The following is an 18,739-nucleotide window of genomic DNA, read 5'->3' as shown; positions in this document are numbered from 1 at the left end:
ATGGAGCTGGTGATTATGGGGATAGGAAAGGGTGCCCAAAAAAATTTGGGCATAAAAAAGGGTAAGCTACTTTTATCGCGCCGCTCAACTCTCTACCCTTGCTGTGTTCCCACCCTGGGGGAGTTCAAGAGGAGCTGGCCGTAAAAGACTTACCCCGGCGCAAATATAGAAAAAGGTTTGTTTATGGTTAATAAATTGTTAAAAAAGGTTTACTGACTGATAGATAAGTTGATAGCTTGCTAATTTTAACATTGACGGGCTATTACGGGCAATACCCGCACTGTTTTTTATCGCCAAAAATGCGCAATTATGCGTTTTTTGGAATCAGGACCTGTTTTTTGCCTGTTTTTAAAAGGTGAAATAAGTGATTTTAATATCGAAGTATCATGTCGATGGCAGCTTGCGGCTTAATGTATTGTTAACCATATTGTTGTATTTGAAAAATCATGTATATTTAACATTAAGAACCTTAATCAATTATAAATGACAACACCAAATGCTCTGGCAGTAAAATATCGTATTGAGTCGATTGATATTTTGAGAGGGTTGGTTATGCTAATTATGGCTATTGACCACGTGCGCGATGTTTTTCATTTAGGGCAGCCCGACCCCACGAATCTGGCAATAACCACACCCATCCTGTTTTTCACCAGGTGGATCACCCATTTTTGCGCCCCTACGTTTGTATTCCTGAGCGGTATTTCGGCTCATTTAGCAGGTGCCCGGCGAACGCAAAATCAGCTAAGTACCTTTTTAATAAAGCGTGGCTTATGGCTCATAGCTGTTGAGTTTGTGTTTATAAGCTTCGCAATAACGTTAAACCCATTCTATAACATACTAATATTTCAGGTAATATGGGCCATTGGCGGCAGTATGGTTTTACTGGGTTTGCTGGTACGGTTACGTGCTTCGGTAACTGTTATTGGTGTAATTGGCGTTCTTATATTCTTTGGTCATAATATATTTGATATCGTGAGCCCGGGAACTATTGGTAATACATTTATCTGGAAATTGCTGGTTTCAACCAATGGCTTCAGTGCTATGGTGAATGTTGGTAATAACCATTTCTTCTTACTGGCCTATGCACTTTTACCGTGGACGGGCGTAATGTTCGTTGGCTATGCCTTTGGGTCATTATATAAAACATCTGTTAGCGCGGTTAAACGGAAAAAGGTATTGCTGTTTTCTGGTCTGGGACTGCTGGCGTTATTTTTTGTTTTCAGGGCCCTTAATATTTATGGCGATCCATCCCCATGGTCGGTTCAAAAAACTACGGCACTCAGCATAATTTCGTTTTTTAACGTAACCAAATATCCCTGCTCGCTGCTTTACCTCGGGATGACTCTGGGCACTTCCCTGGTCATCCTCTCCCAAACCGAAGGACTGAAAAACAGGTTTGCATCCCTGGCTATAGTATATGGCAACGTGCCTTTCTTTTACTATATATGCCATTGGTATCTTATTCAGTCATTCCATATCATCCTGTTTTTTGTGATGGGCTTTAAAACCAGCGATATTGTCAATCCCCAGTTTCCGTTTTTGTTTAGTCCGCAAAAATTTGGTTTTAATTTGTTAGAGGTTTACATCATATGGTTTGTTGTTGTGTTTACGCTGTACTGGCCCTGCAGGTGGTATAGCAAATACAAAAAATCGCATCACCAATGGTGGCTTAGCTATATTTGATGTTTACCAGCTAAAAAAGATCGATCTGGTTAACAGGCGGCATATCCGTTTGAGCCGGTTTATCTAAAGGTACATTCGCTCTGTTCCCCAAGCCGGCGACGTTTTTAAATTCAAAAACTTTGAATGATTGCCATTTAGGGGCTTCGGCAAAGGTTTCGCGTTTAACAATTTTTAATTCTTTTACCCAAAATGGCTCAACCAGTTTCTTATGCTGAAAATGTGGCCAAAGGAGGGTGAAATCTTCGCCGGGAATATTTCTGGTGACGGTAATATGCGGTACCAATGCTTTTTTTATGTTGAGGCTTTTCTTTAAGCGCTTAAACCATTCTTCAACGGCCGGGGTGCTGCGGATGTGTGCATAAATGGTCATCCGGTTATGCAGGTGACTAAAATATCGGAAACCATCTATATGCAGTAAAACAGCAGGAAGGGCGTTTAAACTTTTTTCTATCAAGTCGATATTTCTATCGGCCATAAAAGGTTTCTGACGTTCGAGGTGGAGGATGGAGATATGCGCCGGCGAATCCATGCTCTGGTAATCGCCAATAAGCCTTGCCGACGCCTTTTTATAGCGCGCTATCTCCTGTTTTACCGCATCCGGTGGTGAAAGCAGCATTAAATAATCCTCGTAGGCTGTCATTTCCTTATACTTTTAATTCCATCAAAAATGCTAATATTTTTAGTAAAATATCAAATTTATTTTGATATTTGTACATGGATCAAAAGCGCCATATTGTACATATCGACCTCGATTCGTTCTTTGTATCGGTTGAACGCAAGTTTAACCCGGCACTTATTGGCAAGCCTGTGCTTATCGGTGGTTCGGCAGATAGGGGTGTGGTGGCTTCCTGTAGTTATGAGGCGCGTAAATTTGGCATCCACTCGGCCATGCCCATGAAGCAGGCTATGAAACTTTGTCCGCATGCTATTATTGTTCGTGGTACGCACGGCCGCTATTCCGACGCCTCACGCGAGGTAACAGAGATAATTCATGACTCGGTGCCGCTGTACCAAAAAACATCGGTAGATGAATTCTATATCGATTTGACCGGGATGGAGCGTTTTTATGATTGCTACCAGATAGCATCAAACCTACGGCAGCGCGTGATCAGGGAAACCGGTCTGCCTATATCCTTCGGCATGGCATCTGGTAAAACGGTGGCAAAAATGGCTACCAATGCCTCGAAACCTAATGGGCAATTGTGGATTAAACCCGGCGAAGAGCTTGCTTTTTTAGCACCGCTTTCCATCAGTAAAATCCCCGGTCTTGGCGAAAGTACCAGCCAAAAGCTTTATCAATACGGCATTGAAAAAATTGGCGATCTGCAGCGCACCAATATCCGATTCCTGGAAACGGTTTTTGGTAAAGCCGGTACCTACCTTTGGGAAAAAGCCCACGGGATTGATCATAGCGAGATTGTACCGTATAGCGACCGGAAATCTATATCTACCGAACATACTTTTGATGTAAACGTGAACGACCAGCGCACGCTGGAAACCATCCTGGTATCCATGACCGAGGAACTGGCTTCAAAGCTCCGTCGTGAAGATAAGCTTGCCTCGTGCCTGGCTATTAAAATAAGGTATGCCAACTTTGAAACGCATACACAGCAACAAAAAATAGCCCTTACAGCGGCAGAGCATATTTTGCTTCCCGGCGTTAAAAACCTGCTCAAAAAAGCCTGGAATCAACACCGGCCGATAAGGCTGATAGGGGTTAGGCTAAGTAACCTAACAACGGGCCGGTATCAGATCAATCTTTTTGAAGACAATGAGGAGCGCATCCGCCTGTATCAGGCTATGGACAATATCAATGGAAGATATGGTGATAAAACCGTTTGCCGGGCCGCCGGAATGGAAATAGGTACAAGGAATTTTAACCCGTTTTTGAAGGGGTGATTGTAAGAGAGAGGCGAAAAGGAAAAGGTAGGAAAGGAGGTGAAAGGGAAAAGGTTAAAGGCGAAAGGTAGGAAAGAAGATAGGCGAAAGATTAAAGGTTAAAGGAAAAAGGTAACAATCAACTAAGAAGATTCCTTTACTCAATTTCCTTCCTCATCAGCAAATCGGTTTGCTTATCGTTTCCTAACATAAATGGGTGGCTGCCAAAAGTTGTAAAGCCGTGCTTTTTGTAAAAGGTTAAGGCTTTATGGTTATGCTCCCAAACGCCAAGCCAAACGTATTGCAGGCCTTTATCTTTTGCGGTTTGTAAAGCGAAATTTAATAAACGGTGACCAATTTTTTTACCATGATGCTCGGCCGAAACATAAATGCGTTCTACTTCAAGTGAGTTGGGCTGGTTGAGCTCAGTTTGTGCCGTGTCGAAGTTTATTTTTAAATATCCGGTAACTTGATCGTTAAGGATGGCGAAATAAAATTCGGAGTCGGGATTGTTCAGTTCATCCTGTATTTTTTGCAGCGTAAACGCGACCGAGGCATAAGCGTCCATATTGGCAGCATCATTTAAATGCGCAAAGAAGTCATAAAACGTTTTCCTGCTAAAGGTTAACAGCACATCAGCATCGGCTATGGTAACCTTTTGTATGATAACATTATCGTTAGCCATTAAATCAAAAATATTCAATCAAATTGCTCTTTGAGGCGCACCAATCTGTCAATCATTAGGTTAAGTTTCTCTTCCTCGTTTTTAAACATACGCGGTTTTAAATAAAACGTGGTGAATACAAACCAAAGCAATATCGATCCATAAGTAACCAGTTTAAATGTAAGCGACGAATTTTCCAGCACCTCTATAAAATAGAGTGCAAGACCAGCGCTGATAAGCAGTATGTATATATAATAAAACCAACCAATAACCTTAGTGCGGGTTTTCTGATATTCTTTAAGGCTGTCGAGGTATTCGGCAGGGTTAAGCGTTGCATCGTGCTTGCTTAAAATATGGTAATGCCTTACTATCAGCGAAAGATACATGAGTAAAGTTACCAATACTATTAAAATCCCTACGGTAGTAATGGCCGATTTAAAGGCCAGGAAAAATGTAACAATAAACGCGAACGCCGTTATAGCCACCATGGCCACAATGCTCCAGTATAACTTAGTAGTTATGCTGCGAATCCCCTTCTTAACCTGCTTCAGCACATCATCCACTGAAAGCTGATCTGGTTTTGGCTGTCCCTGCCAAACCGACATCAAATGATCAAAGTCTTTCATACTGGTTATATAATTCTGTTAATTTCTGTTTTATACGATAAATTTTAACCCTCAGATTTCCTTCTGATATGCCCGATACCTCGGCAATTTCGGGGTAGGGCAATTCATCAAGCACAAGGGTTATAATAATTCTTTCCGATTCTTCGAGTTTTGATATACACTTATACAGTAAAGCCACCTTTTCGTTTTTATCCGATAGCTCTTCGCGTTTGGTTTCGGCAATCAGCGGGGTAAGCTCATCTTTCGCCTGTCTTTTTTCCGACCGTAAATAAGTTAAACAAGTGTTTACTGCAATACGGTAGATCCAGGTGGAGATCATAGCCTGATTCCTAAACTTCTCCAGGTTTTGCCATACTTTTAAAAAGGTTTCCTGCAAAAGGTCGTTCGCGGCGTCATCATCGCCGGTATAACCATAGCATAAATGGAATATCTTTTTAGAATTAGCTTCATATATTTGCTTGAACGCTGCTTCTTTGTTGGCCACTGTGTTAATAGATTTTTAATTTTAGATGCTTGCCGCCTAAATATGTTACAACAGGTAATCATTCTTTTTAAACCAGGCCAGCTTACTTTCGGCATTAGCCAATAAAGTATTATAGCTTTCGGCATGGTCAAACTGCAAATCCTCGTGCAGCTTGCTTATCAGTGTACGTATCTTTTCAACCTGCCGTATCAATATCAGCCTTATGGGTTTGTATGATGTACGCCTGTCGGCATATTCGAGGTAATTATCGCAAAAATTAAGCAGTAATTCAATCTCGGCCGCTTTCGATCCCATAAATTTGGTGTACTTGGTTATCAGCCTTAATATTTTGCGCATCCCCTTTGCCGCATGATAACTTAGTGCCGGCAGCTGACTAAACATAAAACCGGCTTCGGCTTTAACTTTTTCAATAAAGGCCGCTTCGTCATAAGCCTCAAATAGCAAATAGGCCAGCAGTTCTTTGTTCTCCTTTTTATAACGGGCCAAACGCAGCAGTAATTCGGCAAGCTGTTCATGCGGCAGGTGCTGAATTTCTTTTTTTATATGCTGAAGTCCGTATGTGGTAGTACTCATGTGTGTTTAAAAATTTTAGCAAAATATTAAATAGTTGTAGTTTAGCGGCCTGCAAACTAATCTATGCAAAAAAGCAAACTGACGCTCTATATTTTTATTGCACTTATAGTGGGTGTAATAACCGGATATATTTACAATGCCCGCGTAATTAACGCCATCAACGTAAATATAAACACCGCCGATGCTACTGTAAAAGCCATAAACACCAAAATGGTTTTATTGAAAGATAGTACCACTGCAAATTATATAGCCCTTAAAGCGCAAAAAGTACAACAAATTAAGATCAGTAAAGATAATAATTCTATCCGCGAGGATAAACTGGAAGGTTTTACCATCCTGAGCGATATATTTTTAAGACTCATAAAAATGATAGTGGCCCCACTTGTATTTACCACGCTGGTGGTAGGTGTAGCCAAGGTAGGGGATATTAAAGCCGTGGGCCGTATTGGCGGCAAAACATTGTTATGGTTTTTGAGTGCCACGCTGGTTTCGTTGTTGCTGGGTATGCTGCTGGTAAATATTTTTGAACCGGGAACTGCAATGCACCTGCCCTTGCCCGACAGCCATTTAACTACCGATATTAAAAAGACGGCATTATCATTAAAAGATTTTATCAGTCATATTTTCCCCAGGAGTATTTTTGAGGCCATGACCAATAACGAGATACTGCAAATAGTGGTATTCAGTATATTTTTTGGTGTAGGCACTGCCGCCATTGGCGAAAAAGGCCTTATTGTTATTAAAGCAATGGACTCTATTGCTCACGTAATATTAAAGATAACCGGCTATGTAATGAATGTTGCACCGCTGGCTGTATTTGGCGCCATAACGGCTGTAATTGCAAAACAGGGCTTGGGTGTGCTATCAACCTATGGTATTTTTATAGGTGAGTTTTATTTTTCGCTGGTGATGCTGTGGCTCATTATTATATTGGCGGGCTTTGTGGTACTGCGCGGGCGTATCTTTAAGCTCATCAACAACATTAAAGATGCCATGCTGATAGCGTTCAGCACATCAACCAGCGAAGCAGCATATCCCAAGGTACTCATAGAACTGGAGCGTTTTGGCTGCAGCAATAAAATTGTAAGCTTTGTTTTACCGCTTGGTTATTCTTTTAATTTGGATGGAAGCATGATGTATATGACCTTTGCGTCGCTGTTCCTGGCGCAATCTTATGATATTCATTTATCGTTCGGGCACCAGCTTTCCATGTTATTGGTGTTGATGCTTACGAGTAAGGGCGTTGCCGGGGTGCCAAGGGCTTCGCTGGTGGTGATAGCGGGTACGCTATCCATGTTTAATATACCCGAGGCTGGGTTGTTCCTGCTGATAGGTATCGATCCGTTGCTGGATATGGGCAGGTCTGCTACTAACGTACTTGGTAACACTGTTGCTACGGCTGTGGTAAGCAAATGGGAGGGAGAACTGCAATAATTATTGATTTACTGAATTAATGAATTATTGATTAAAAAATGGAAAGTAACGAAAGGATCGAGTTTGCCGAAATGTTCAAAAAACGCACAAAGAAATTTGTGGTTGATAATATTAGTTTCTTTAAAACACTACCTAAAACCGAGGAGGCTAAGATCATTGGAAGGCAGTTATTAAGGTCGGCATCATCAGTAGGTGCCAATTATCGTGCAGCATGCAGGGCGAGGTCACAGGCCGAGTTTCACGCCAAGCTATCAATTGTTGTTGAAGAAGCTGATGAAGCTGCTTTTTGGATGGAAGTACTCATTGATGCCGAAATTGTAAAACGACTTGATTTAGAGCTGCTGTTAGATGAAGCAAATCAAATTTTAAAAATTGTTTCTGCATCAAGAAAAACGGTTTCATTAAAAAAATAAATTAATTCAATAATTCAATAATTCAATAATTCAATAATTCAATAATTCAATAATTCAATAATTCAATAATTAAAATGTCTGATCGTCAAAAGAAAATATTTTTCACTTTAACCATTGTGGTGCCTTTTTTGGCTTACTGTGTGTATTATTATGGTATGATGATAAAAAACGCGCCGTACCGTTTTTCTGATTTCGAGTCGATGTCGTTCCAATATGGTAATAAGGATAACCTGGTTAATAAATATGATTCAAAAACGGGAGATTATCAATATTTGAACAAGCGCGATTCGCTGATTAAAACGCATTTGCATTTAGTTAAGGATATCGATTTGATTTACCTGCACCGCAAGGCTGCTGATCTGGGTTTCTGGGATTTTCCAAAAAACGAAACCGGCGATACCACGGCCAACGCACGTAAAAATGGTGTGCGTTACATTATTGAGTTTAAATACAAGCAAAAAAGTAAAAGAGTAGTATTTGACAGCGACTTTGTAGGCGACCCTAAATTGATAGATGCCAACAACACGCTGATAAAAGAAATACGCCAAAGTTTAATAGCCGCCGAAAGCAGGCAGAAAAAATAAAGCAAAATGGGAGTTGTTTATTAAATAACCAATCCCTATATTTGCACCTCGAATTTTAAAACAATAATTAACAAACATGTACGCAATAGTAAGTATAGCCGGACAGCAATTTAAGGTTGCAAAAGACCAGCAGATCTTTGTACACAGGTTACAGGGTGATGAAGGCGCTAGTATTGAATTTGACAGTGTATTGTTAGCAGAAAACGAAGGTAAATTCAAATTAGGTTCTGATTTGAAAGGTGCTAAAGTTTCAGCTAAGATCGTGTCTCATTTAAAAGGTGATAAAGTGATCATTTTCAAAAAGAAAAGAAGAAAAGGTTACAAAAAGAAAAATGGTCACCGCCAACAATTTACCAAGATAGAGATCACTGGTATTACATTATAATTAAAGTTTAAACCGAGCCGATTTTATCAGCTCATAAAAGATATTAAAAATGGCACACAAAAAAGGGGCCGGTAGTTCCAGAAACGGCCGCGAGTCGCATAGCAAACGTTTAGGTATCAAGATTTTCGGTGGTCAGCCAGCTATTGCAGGTAACATCATCGTTCGTCAGCGTGGTACTAAACACAATCCAGGTGTTAACGTAGGTATAGGCAGGGATCACACATTATTTGCTTTAGTAGCTGGTAACGTAGTTTTCAGAAAGAAAGCTGATAACCGTTCATACGTATCTGTAGTTCCTTTTGCAGTTGAACCTGTTGCAGAAGTTGCAGCACCAGCTCCAAAAGTAAAAGCAGCACCTAAAGCAGTTGAAGCTGCTCCGGTTGCAGAAGTTGCAACTGAAGAAGCTCCAAAAGCAAAGAAAGCAGCAGCTCCAAAAGCAAAGAAAGCTGATACAGAAACAACTGAAGAAGCAGCAGCTGAGTAATTAGCTAAGCTTTACAAAATATAAAAAGCCCCGGTCATTATTTGATCGGGGCTTTTTTGTGATCTATTGTTGTTTATCCTTCCTTTTATTGTCGTCTTAGTCCAGATTAAAAGTTATTGGAAAAGAATACCTAACTGTTACTGGTTTCCCGTTTTTCATACCCGGCTTCCAGGGAGGTGAAAGTTTAACTACCCTGATGGCCTCATCGTTCAGTTCTTTGCCGGGGCCGCTAATAACTTTAATACTATCAAGTTTCCCCGTATCTCTAATTATCATTTGTAAAATTACCTTTCCCTGAATTCTATTTTGCCTTGAATATTGGGGATAACGAACGTTCATGGCTAAAAACTCACCAAAACTATGGTTTCCTCCAAGGAACTCGGGTTGTTGTTCATCCTGTTTATCGTCGTCTTTAGGCAACGCAAAAGTTATTGGTACAACATACTTAATTGTTATCGGTTTTCCGTTTTTCATACCTGGCTTCCAGCGCGGTGAAAGCTTAACTACCCTGACGGCTTCATCGTTCAGTTCTTTATTAGGTCCACCAATAGCTTTAATATTATCAAGTTCTCCGGTGCTTTTAACGGTCATTTGTACAAACACCTTACCCTGAACACCATTTTCCATTGAATTTTTTGGATAACGGATCTTCGTGGCTATAAGTTCGTAAAAAAGCGCTGTTCCCCCGGGGAATTCCGGCACTTGTTCCATTGATCGAAAGATTGAATCGGCCGGAGCTGCATTATTTAAGGAGTCTTGCTTTTGAGCTTTAACCAGCAGAGAACTTAGGGTTAGAAAAGTAATTGGTATAATTTTTTTCATGCTATTTTGATAAGGTTTTCATCTATTAACTGGTGCAGGCTTTTAGCAGATTAAGCTGGAAGCTTAATTCATGCTTTCACAAATTATTAAATGGCCGATTCAAGATAATATTTCATGTATTAACCATTATCTGTAATTGTAAAACTTATCGGTACAATGTATCTTGATCGTATTCGTTTCCCATTTATTTTTGCTGGAACCCACTTTGGAGAGCGTTTAACTACCCGAAGTGCCTCTGCATCAAAAGCCGATTCTATCCCTCTTTCAACTTTAAAATGTGTTAAGATGCCGTCTTTTTCTACTATAAAAGATATAAGCACTTTACCACTAACATCGCTGCCGTTTTGAGGCCATTTAAGGTTTCTTCCGACAAATTTAAAAAAAGCAGTTGTACCGCCTTTAAATTGAGCTATTTGTTTTTCAATGGCATATTCGTATACCGTAGTGTCATTTACTGGAATAATGCGCCGTTTTGTTTGGGCCTGAATATTCGCACCTAACAAAATGATGATTATAATCAGGATGCCTTTCTTCATACCCTACATATAATCAATACTCCCTCACCAGCAAATTATCGGCAAACTGCCTTAAATACTGTCGGCGGTCTTCAGGTAGGTTTATAGTGTCCAGGGCCGTAAATGCTTTTTCGGCGAAGGTTTGCATGGCTTCATCGGCGTACTGTCTTACGTCAAGCTGGTTGTAAATGCTTGTAACGGCTTTTACCTTTTCTGTAGCATCAAACTCTTGTACAGTAAGCCAATGGTTAAGCTCATCGGCCTGGCTGCCTGTAGCCAGTTCTATTGCCTTGATGAGCAGGTAGGTTTTTTTATTGGATAAAATGTCGCCGCCAACTTGCTTGCCAAATTTATAAGGGTCGCCATAAACATCAAGTATATCATCCTGAAGTTGAAAAGCGATACCCAGGTTCACACCGAAATCGTATAATAGCTGCGCATCTGCCGTTGCAGCGCCACCTATAATAGCACCTATTTTTAATGTACCACCCAATAACACAGCTGTTTTAAGCTTTATCATATTCAGGTACTCGTCGATACTTACATTGGCTTGCTGCTCAAAGGTCATGTCAATTTGTTGTCCTTCGCAAACGCCGGTGGCGGTATCATTAAAAATATCAAGCACCGGGCGTAAAATGGCATTATCAACCTTCATCATCAGCCGGTTGGCCTCCACCATCATGGCATCACCAGATAGTATCGCTACGTTTGAGTTCCACTTTTCATGAACGGTAACCTTTCCGCGACGCAGGGGGGCTTTATCCATAATATCGTCATGCATTAGCGTGAAATTATGGAATACCTCAATAGCCATGGCGGGTTCAATAGCGCTCTCCACATCGCCACCAAAAAGATCGCAAGCCATCAGCAGCAGGGCAGGGCGCAGGCGTTTACCACCCAGGGCCAGTATGTAGCTTATTGGTTCGTACAAATCAGCCGGCTGGGCAGGGAATTTTAAATTATCAACCGCATCTGTTATTAATTCCTGCAGTTCTGAAAGTTGTTTCATTTTATTAGTTAAGTGGTGAGTGGTTGATTGATTGAGTGGTTCTTAATAAGGTCAACCTAATCAACCACTCACTCAATCAACCATTCACCAATATATCAATCCTGTACTAATGAAAAATCAATTTGTTTTTTGGTAAGGTCTACATTTTTAACCCGTATACTCACCTCATCGCCCAGTTGATAAATTTTCTTTTTACGCTGACCGATGATACAATAATTTTTCTCGTCCAAAGTATAAAAATCATCAGATATATCACGCAGACGAATCATGCCTTCGCATTTATTTTCTATGATCTCTACATACATACCCCATTCGGTAACACCCGAAATGATGCCTGTAAATATATTACCAACCTGATCCTTAAGGTATTCGGCCTGTTTGTATTTAACAGACGAACGCTCGGCATCGGCTGCTTTTTTCTCCATTTGCGAACTATGGCTGCAAAGCTTTTCGTAATGCTCGGCATTGGCAGACTGACCGCCGTTTAAGTAATGAAACAATAAACGGTGAACCATCACATCCGGATAGCGGCGGATAGGAGAGGTAAAGTGCGTATAATGGTCAAAAGCCAAACCGTAGTGGCTGCTGGTTTTTGTAGTATAAATAGCCTTAGCCATTGATCTGATAGCCAGGTGTGTAAGTACGTTTTGCTCCTTTTTGCCTTCCACATCTTCCATTAAAAAGTTGAGCGATTTGGCCGTTTCCTTGTCAGATTTTGTGTTGATCTTGTAACCAAACCTGGCTGCAAACTGCGCGAAATTGGCCAAAGCATCTGGCTTAGGCGAATCGTGTGCGCGGTATACAAAGGTGTATTTATGTTTGCCCTTACCCATTTTGCTCACATGCTCGGCCACTTTGCGGTTAGCCAGCAGCATAAAATCTTCAATGAGCTTATGGGCATCTTTGCGTTCCTTAACATATACACCGGTAGGCTTTCCGTTTTCATCAAGCTTAAACTTAACTTCGGTGGTTTCAAAACTGATGGCGCCGTTCTTGAATTTGCGCTCGCGCAATTTATAAGCTAAGGCGTTGAGCTTTAAAATCTCATCTTTAAAATCACCTTCCTGGGTTTCTATTACTTCCTGCACTTCCTCATAGGTAAAGCGTCTGTCTGAGTATATAATGGTTTTGCCGTACCATTCATTAATGATATAGGCATTCTCATCCAGCTCAAACACGGCGGAGAAACAAAGTTTTTCCTCTTTAGGGCGTAACGAACACAACCCGTTAGATAAACGCTCGGGCAGCATCGGGATAACCCTGTCTACCAGGTAAACCGAAGTAGCACGTTCTAACGCTTCCTTATCCAAAGCAGAATCGGGAACTATATAGTACGATACATCGGCAATGTGTACACCAACTTCGTAATTACCGTTTTCGAGTATTTTGTAGGATAGTGCATCGTCAAAATCCTTGGCATCAAATGGGTCGATAGTAAACGTGGTGATATCCCTGAAGTCCCGTCGTTTTGCAATTTCTTGTGGCGTAATAATGTCAGATATTTCTTCAGCTTCGTGCTCAACCTCAGCCGGGAACGATAGTGGGAAGCCATACTCGGCCAAGATGGCGTTCATCTCTGTATCATTCTCACCCTGCGCGCCAAGGATATGTTTTATCCGGCCTATGGGGTTTTTAGCGTCGGCAGGCCAGTCGGTAATTTCGGCCACGGCTTTAATGCCATTTTTAGCCCCGTTCAGTTCGCTTATGGGGATAAAAATATCATGCATCATCTTACGATCGTCGGGAATAAAAAAAGCGAAGCGTTCAGATAATTTAACGATACCCGTAAACTCCATTTTTAAACGCTGGATGATCTCAATTACTTCACCTTCCTTGCGTTTACCCTTACTTTTTGCGTATACGTAAACTTTTACCCTGTCGCCGTTAAGTGCATTGCGCAGTTTGCGCGGGGCGATAAAAATATCACTTTCAAACTCATCATCGGTAACTATAAATGCCGAACCATCATTGGTCAGATCGACCTTACCTTCAACAAATGTTTTTAATTCAAGCAGTTGGAATTTGCCGGGCGAAAGCTCTTTCATCACTGATTTCTTGGCTTCGTCCTTTAATATATCGAATATGATCTCGCGCGATTCAGGATCGCGCACGTTTAATTTGGCAGAAACTTGTTTATAATTTAGCGGCGTATTGCCGTTTTGTTCAAATATATCAAGTACCATTTGAGTAAGTACCTGAACTATAGAAGAATTGTTTTTCTTTTTAGACATACAAATGTATTTGTGTAAAGATACGGAATTTAGCTGTTAGCATGGATAGGGGGTGAAACATGTAGTTAACAACCGCTATTCTATCAACCTTGCGGTATAGATGCTATCAGTCTTTTTGTATATTCCTGTTTAGGGTGATAGTAAATATCATCGGGATAACCTGTTTCTACAATTTCACCCTTATTCATCACCATCATCCTGTCGGAGATATGTTTAATTACAGCCAGATCATGCGATATAAAGATATAGGTAAGCTTAAATTCCTCCTGTAGCTCCCTGATAAGGTTAAGCACCTGCGCCTGCACCGATACGTCAAGCGCCGAAACAGATTCATCGCAGATAATAAATTTAGGCTGAAGCGCCAGCGCCCTTGCAATTACGATCCGCTGCCTTTGGCCACCAGAAAACTCATGCGGGTACCTGTCGAAATGTTCGGGCTGCAGGTTTACTCTTTGCAGCAGTTCCAGTACTTTTTGCTTGCGCTTGGTATTATTACTGTAAAACCCGTGTACCTGCAAAGGTTCCATGATAGATTGCCCAACGGTTAATCGCGGATTTAAAGAGGAGTAAGGATCCTGGAAAATGATCTGAATATCGCGGCGAATTTCGCGCAGGTCGTTCTTTTTAAGTTTACCCAGATCGGTACCGTCAAAACTAACCTGCCCGGCCGTGGGTTCTATCAAGCGTAAAATAGTACGACCAAGCGTTGTTTTGCCGCAGCCCGATTCGCCAACAAGCCCCAGTGTTTCGCCGGGATAAACATCAAAACTTACATTGTTCACCGCCTTAACAGCTTTACCCGACTGTCCGAATAATCCCGCGCGGCCCGGGAACCAGGTAGATAGATGATCTACCTTTAGCAGTGGCTGTTGCTGATAGAGTTTGGTTCGCCTTTCAGTTATTTCCTTTTCGGTATAGTTATAGCGTGCCCTTATGGTTTCTATAGTTGTTGACAGGGCGCTTTCAGTTTTATCAGCATCAAAAAAATCGGCCACCACGGGTAATTTCTTCAGGTGTTGTTTAGGCGATGGCCTGCAAGCCAGCAAGCCCTTGGTGTAAGGATGTTTGGGATGGGCAAACAATTCACTTACCGATGCCTCTTCTACAATTTCGCCTTTGTACATCACCATCACGCGGTCGGCAATTTCTTTAATAACGCCCAGGTCATGCGATATAAACAGCAGGCTCATCTGCCTGATGGCTTTGAGGCTGAGTAAAAGCTCAATGATGGCCTTTTGCACCGTAACATCAAGCGCTGTGGTAGGCTCATCTGCAATAAGGATCTCCGGGTTGCAGGAAAGCGCCATAGCAATCATCACCCTTTGCTTTTGCCCGCCCGAAATTTGGTGCGGATAACTATCAAATATAACCGCTGGTCGGGGAAGTTGCACTTCATTAAATAATGCCAGCGTTTGTTTTTTCGCCTCACTCTTACTTACGCCCAGGTGCAGCTGAATTGCTTCTGTTATTTGAAAACCGCAGGTAAGCACTGGATTAAGCGAGGTCATGGGTTCCTGGAATATCATGGCCATGCGGTTACCACGAATCTTGCGCATGGCGTCTTCTGGCAGTTGGCAAAGACTTGCCCCGTTCAACAATGCCTGGCCGCCGAGTACGGTTTCATTTTTATTGAGCAAACGCATCAAAGCAAGGGATGTTACCGATTTTCCTGAGCCGGATTCGCCCACTATACCTATTGTTTCACCCTTTTTTAAAGTGAATGACACATTTTTTACTGCCTGAAATAAGCCTTTATCCGTTTTAAAACTAACCGACAGGTTATTTACTTTAAGCATTATTGCCCAACTATGGTTATCATTTCGTCTTTAATTAACTCCTCGCCGCGGTATCGTCTTAGCAATTGGGCGGTGGCTACAACATCTTTCTGGCAGTAAGTGGAAATACGATCAAGCTGGTTCTCATTCCAGTAAACATGACCAACCATGCTGCCGTCTATATCATCTTTTGGGGTAGGGATATCAAAAATGGCTGTGAGCAGGTTTAGCGAAGTGTAGTTTTTATAATCGCCAAATTTCCATAGCTCCATCGTATCCAGGTGGATGATCTCCCAGGGCTTTTTACCCGCCAGTTGTAGCTGCGGAGGGAACGGTAATCCATTAATAAGCAGTCTGCGGCAGAGGTAAGGGAAATCAAATTCCTTCCCGTTATGCGCACACAATACCAAATTAGGCGGCTGGCTAAATAACAATGCCGAAAAGTTGCTTAGTAGTTCCTTTTCATCGTGCCCGGCAAAAGATTTTATGCGTAAGCCGATGTTGCTTTTATTGCCCGTAAATAAGCCTACCGATATGCAAACTATCTTACCAAATTCGGCCCAGATGCCGGCGCGTTCATAAAAGCTGTCTGGAGTTTCCTCTTTTCGCATATTTTGCGTTTTCAGCTCCCAAAGCTTTTGCAAATTTTCGGGCAGTTGTTCGTGGCTGCTGTATTGGGGTACAGTTTCAATATCAATCACCAATAAATTATGCAGATCATACTGTTCAAGCATGCAAAATTAAATTTATTGAGCCAATATAGGGAATGTTTAGCTTACGGCTGTTTTGTATGGTGTGTTTTAAGTTATATGGATGTAATTTTTATCGTACTATTTTTTAGGTTTATTAAGCTGAAAACCGATGGATATTTGTACCGATCCTGGATTTTGGCTATAGCTCCCCAAATCAGATACCACCCGGTAACTGCTAAAACTTTTATTGTAGGTTGCCTCCAGTAAAAAACGCTGATACTGCAACGTTACCCCTCCCGAGAGCCCGAAATTTATCTTTTGCTGGTATTGGGTGGCGCTTAACTGCTTGTTTATATTTTTAAAGTATGGCGTATCTGTCATGATCTTTACAGGCTGTAATACTGCATTGCCGTTCACCTGCTTCACCGGAATATTAATAACCGGACCTGCCTTAACGCCTACATATTTGTTGATCTTGTACACAAAATGCACAGGCACGTTTATAAAATAGGCTTTTCGTGAATCCTTTATCCGCAGGGTTTCGCCCGAGTCTACCAATCCGGTATCTGTTTTGCTGGCGTTGGCATGGGTATATGCACCGCTTAATTTCAGCGGATTGAGGCCCTTTACCTGCACGTTTACCGCAAATTTACTGTTGAAGTTATAGGTGCCGAACAATCCCAAATAAAGATCGACAGGGAAACTTCCGTAGAAATTACTGTTTTGTGCCTTCTGGGTAAAGCTATTTGAGGCATTTACACCTGCCATGATCCCAAAATCTATATTTGATAACGACGATGAGCCGGTCTTGTTTTTAGACGGTTTAGTTACCTTAGGTGCTTTTTCTTTTTTTACCTTTTGGATTACATCCGATGGCTTATTTATGGGTTTGTTCAAGCCCATACCAATCTTATTTGCTATAGCTGCAGATTGTCCAAAACTTCCTATATAATTGGGTGTAGCCTGGTTTGATTGCGGCTGCAAGAAATTATTCAGATCATTCTGCAAACTATCGGCATTCCATATCAAACGCTGCGACAGGTAACTGTTTGCCCCCATAACCGCCGTTTGGTTCAAGGGATTGCTATTGTTAACCTTACTATCCTGATCGGTTCCCGAACTGTTTTTAGGCCCTGCATTATGCCCACCTGTAAGCAAAGCATTGTTTTTACCAGGTTTGTTTCCCGTTCGCCCATTTCCGCCCAATAGGTTACCAGGTAAATTTCTTCCGTTTGATATGCCCGCACTGGGGTTGTTCCCGTTATTGCCGCCTCCAGCACTACCATTAAGCTTATTATTTGCTGATGTGTTTTTATTTACAGCGTCTTTGGCATCTGTATTTGCAGCAGAATCAGCACCGCTGACGTTATCAGGCGGTGTTGTTTGAGATAAGCTATCCTTTTTAACCGACAAGCTATCTTCATATTTTACGCTATCAGCTAAATTTAATGAATCGGCTTTCAAGGTATTCAACAGGCTGTCTTTATCAACTACCACACCATGCTTCTTGCTGTTATTATTCTGCGGATGATGTGGTTTAATTTTAGCTACATAAATATAGGCCAAAACACCAATAAATGCCGCTGCTGATAATGAAGCAGTTATTATTGATCCGGTTTTTAATCCTTTTACAACCTTTATCACTTTCGAACCAATGGAAGGCTTTACAACAGGGCTTGGCAAGTGCACATTTAAAAGTGCCTGCATAGCCAGCCAATCCTGTTTTGGTTCATCTGTTACAGGGAGTTCATTTCTCTTTTTTTGCCAAAGATCAAGGTAGTTTAATGAATTTTTCATTTGTTTTTTTCACTCCTTTCTTTTGGCTGGGTACCGGTATTTGCTAATGTTTCCAGTAACTCCCTTAATTTTCTTTTTGCTTCGGCCAAATGCCAGCGCGATGTTCCTTCGCTTATGTTTAATTGTTCGCCTATTTCTTTGTGCGTAAACCCATCCATCACCGATAGGTTAAATACGGTTTGGGTGGCAAAAGGCAGCGTGCGGATGTTTTGGAGGATGTCCTCAAAATAAAGCTTCTCTAATACCTGTGGTGCTATGAAATAGTCTTCCGTATCCTGCGTATCAATACTTACCGTATTAAATTTCAGTTCTTTGCGGCATAGGTCTATTGATGTGTAGATCATGATCTTCCTGATCCAGCCACCCAATACACCTTTTTCAATATCAAAGCTTTTTATTGATTGAAATACTTTTAGAAAACCCGAATTAAAAGCTTCTTTAGCCAGCTCTTTATCGGGCAAATAGTTGTAGCATACACGCAGCATTTCGGCATGAAATAGCCCGTACAAGGCTTCCTGTGCCGTGCGGTCGTTATTTATACATCCTTTTACCAGCTTTTCTGCCTGCTTTTTGGAAAGATTCATTTAAAAATATACGCACATAAGTGCCTGTAAACTCCTCTTCGTATACCGGTTATCAAACGTTGGGTAAAAACAAAAATATTTTTTACAATTTATCAAAGCAGGTATA

At 41.4% G+C, this 18,739-nt stretch carries 20 protein-coding genes and 1 other RNA gene; 7 read left to right on the top strand and 14 right to left on the bottom strand.

What is annotated here, in order from left to right; translation table 11 throughout:
• Positions 1–56: 56 nt before the first annotated feature.
• Positions 57–155, bottom strand: an RNA gene (gene ffs / locus BLS59_RS02100) — signal recognition particle sRNA small type.
• A gap of 328 nt (positions 156–483) precedes the next feature.
• Between ffs and BLS59_RS02095 the strand changes: the two genes are divergently transcribed.
• Positions 484–1,683, top strand: a complete 1,200-nt coding sequence (locus BLS59_RS02095) for an acetyltransferase domain-containing protein (RefSeq protein WP_091143471.1) — start codon at positions 484–486, stop codon at positions 1,681–1,683.
• A gap of 10 nt (positions 1,684–1,693) precedes the next feature.
• Here BLS59_RS02095 and BLS59_RS02090 read toward each other — a convergent pair whose 3' ends face one another.
• Entirely contained in the window at positions 1,694–2,323 is a 630-nt protein-coding gene (locus BLS59_RS02090) for a 2'-5' RNA ligase family protein (protein WP_091143468.1), read from the bottom strand.
• A 74-nt stretch (positions 2,324–2,397) separates the two neighbouring features.
• Between BLS59_RS02090 and dinB the strand changes: the two genes are divergently transcribed.
• Positions 2,398–3,582, top strand: coding sequence for a DNA polymerase IV (gene dinB / locus BLS59_RS02085; protein ID WP_091143464.1), 1,185 nt, complete (start codon positions 2,398–2,400; stop codon positions 3,580–3,582).
• 136 nt (positions 3,583–3,718) lie between these two features.
• Here dinB and BLS59_RS02080 read toward each other — a convergent pair whose 3' ends face one another.
• The 4 genes from BLS59_RS02080 to BLS59_RS02065 are packed head-to-tail and all read right to left on the bottom strand — an operon-like array spanning position 3,719 to position 5,908.
• Entirely contained in the window at positions 3,719–4,246 is a 528-nt protein-coding gene (locus BLS59_RS02080) for a GNAT family N-acetyltransferase (protein WP_091143460.1), read from the bottom strand.
• A gap of 14 nt (positions 4,247–4,260) precedes the next feature.
• Positions 4,261–4,851 (bottom strand): hypothetical protein, encoded by a 591-nt coding sequence (locus BLS59_RS02075; protein WP_091143456.1) that lies wholly within the window; start codon positions 4,849–4,851, stop codon positions 4,261–4,263.
• Positions 4,838–5,335: an RNA polymerase sigma factor gene (locus tag BLS59_RS02070; protein ID WP_091143452.1), complete on the bottom strand. Its 498-nt coding sequence runs from the start codon at positions 5,333–5,335 to the stop codon at positions 4,838–4,840. The genes BLS59_RS02075 and BLS59_RS02070 overlap by 14 nt, the downstream gene beginning before the upstream one ends.
• Before the next feature lie 45 nt (positions 5,336–5,380).
• Positions 5,381–5,908: a hypothetical protein gene (locus BLS59_RS02065; RefSeq protein ID WP_091143448.1), complete on the bottom strand. Its 528-nt coding sequence runs from the start codon at positions 5,906–5,908 to the stop codon at positions 5,381–5,383.
• Between the two features lie 63 nt (positions 5,909–5,971).
• Here BLS59_RS02065 and BLS59_RS02060 point away from each other — a divergent pair, with 63 nt between their 5' ends.
• The 5 genes from BLS59_RS02060 to rpmA all read left to right on the top strand — a co-directional run bounded on the left by BLS59_RS02060 (position 5,972) and on the right by rpmA (position 9,208).
• A complete protein-coding gene (locus tag BLS59_RS02060; protein WP_091143444.1) occupies positions 5,972–7,342 on the top strand; it encodes a dicarboxylate/amino acid:cation symporter in 1,371 nt (456 codons plus the stop codon).
• Positions 7,343–7,380: 38 nt separating this feature from the next.
• On the top strand, positions 7,381–7,755 hold the full coding sequence (locus BLS59_RS02055; RefSeq protein WP_091143441.1) for a four helix bundle protein: 375 nt from the start codon (positions 7,381–7,383) through the stop codon (positions 7,753–7,755).
• A gap of 74 nt (positions 7,756–7,829) precedes the next feature.
• Positions 7,830–8,339, top strand: a complete 510-nt coding sequence (locus BLS59_RS02050) for a hypothetical protein (RefSeq protein ID WP_205411160.1) — start codon at positions 7,830–7,832, stop codon at positions 8,337–8,339.
• 76 nt (positions 8,340–8,415) lie between these two features.
• Positions 8,416–8,724, top strand: a complete 309-nt coding sequence (gene rplU, locus BLS59_RS02045) for a 50S ribosomal protein L21 (protein WP_090467954.1) — start codon at positions 8,416–8,418, stop codon at positions 8,722–8,724.
• A 49-nt stretch (positions 8,725–8,773) separates the two neighbouring features.
• Positions 8,774–9,208, top strand: a complete 435-nt coding sequence (rpmA, locus tag BLS59_RS02040) for a 50S ribosomal protein L27 (protein ID WP_091143438.1) — start codon at positions 8,774–8,776, stop codon at positions 9,206–9,208.
• Positions 9,209–9,304: 96 nt separating this feature from the next.
• Here the strand turns inward: rpmA and BLS59_RS02035 are convergent, their stop codons facing one another.
• The 8 genes from BLS59_RS02035 to BLS59_RS02000 form a co-directional block, all read right to left on the bottom strand.
• Positions 9,305–10,030 (bottom strand): energy transducer TonB, encoded by a 726-nt coding sequence (locus BLS59_RS02035; protein ID WP_091143434.1) that lies wholly within the window; start codon positions 10,028–10,030, stop codon positions 9,305–9,307.
• 119 nt (positions 10,031–10,149) lie between these two features.
• Positions 10,150–10,566, bottom strand: a complete 417-nt coding sequence (locus BLS59_RS02030; protein ID WP_091143431.1) for an energy transducer TonB — start codon at positions 10,564–10,566, stop codon at positions 10,150–10,152.
• A gap of 13 nt (positions 10,567–10,579) precedes the next feature.
• Positions 10,580–11,554, bottom strand: a complete 975-nt coding sequence (locus BLS59_RS02025; protein ID WP_091143428.1) for a polyprenyl synthetase family protein — start codon at positions 11,552–11,554, stop codon at positions 10,580–10,582.
• A 95-nt stretch (positions 11,555–11,649) separates the two neighbouring features.
• Complete coding sequence (gene rnr / locus BLS59_RS02020; RefSeq protein WP_091143425.1) at positions 11,650–13,785, bottom strand: ribonuclease R; 2,136 nt, start codon at positions 13,783–13,785, stop codon at positions 11,650–11,652.
• An 83-nt stretch (positions 13,786–13,868) separates the two neighbouring features.
• Positions 13,869–15,581, bottom strand: a complete 1,713-nt coding sequence (locus BLS59_RS02015) for an ABC transporter ATP-binding protein (RefSeq protein ID WP_091143421.1) — start codon at positions 15,579–15,581, stop codon at positions 13,869–13,871.
• Positions 15,581–16,294, bottom strand: coding sequence for a 3'-5' exonuclease (locus tag BLS59_RS02010; RefSeq protein ID WP_091143417.1), 714 nt, complete (start codon positions 16,292–16,294; stop codon positions 15,581–15,583). Before BLS59_RS02010 ends, BLS59_RS02015 begins: the two co-directional genes overlap by 1 nt.
• Positions 16,295–16,390: 96 nt before the next feature.
• A complete protein-coding gene (locus BLS59_RS02005) occupies positions 16,391–18,049 on the bottom strand; it encodes an outer membrane beta-barrel protein (protein ID WP_091143416.1) in 1,659 nt (552 codons plus the stop codon).
• The gene (locus BLS59_RS02000; RefSeq protein WP_091143414.1) at positions 18,046–18,633 is read right to left on the bottom strand and encodes an RNA polymerase sigma factor; all 588 of its coding nucleotides are present in this window, start codon (positions 18,631–18,633) and stop codon (positions 18,046–18,048) included. Before BLS59_RS02000 ends, BLS59_RS02005 begins: the two co-directional genes overlap by 4 nt.
• Positions 18,634–18,739: the final 106 nt, after the last annotated feature.

It is taken from the genome of Mucilaginibacter pineti, assembly GCF_900101875.1.
Lineage (GTDB): Bacteria > Bacteroidota > Bacteroidia > Sphingobacteriales > Sphingobacteriaceae > Mucilaginibacter > Mucilaginibacter pineti.
This window is presented reverse-complemented; position numbering and strand designations above follow the sequence as displayed.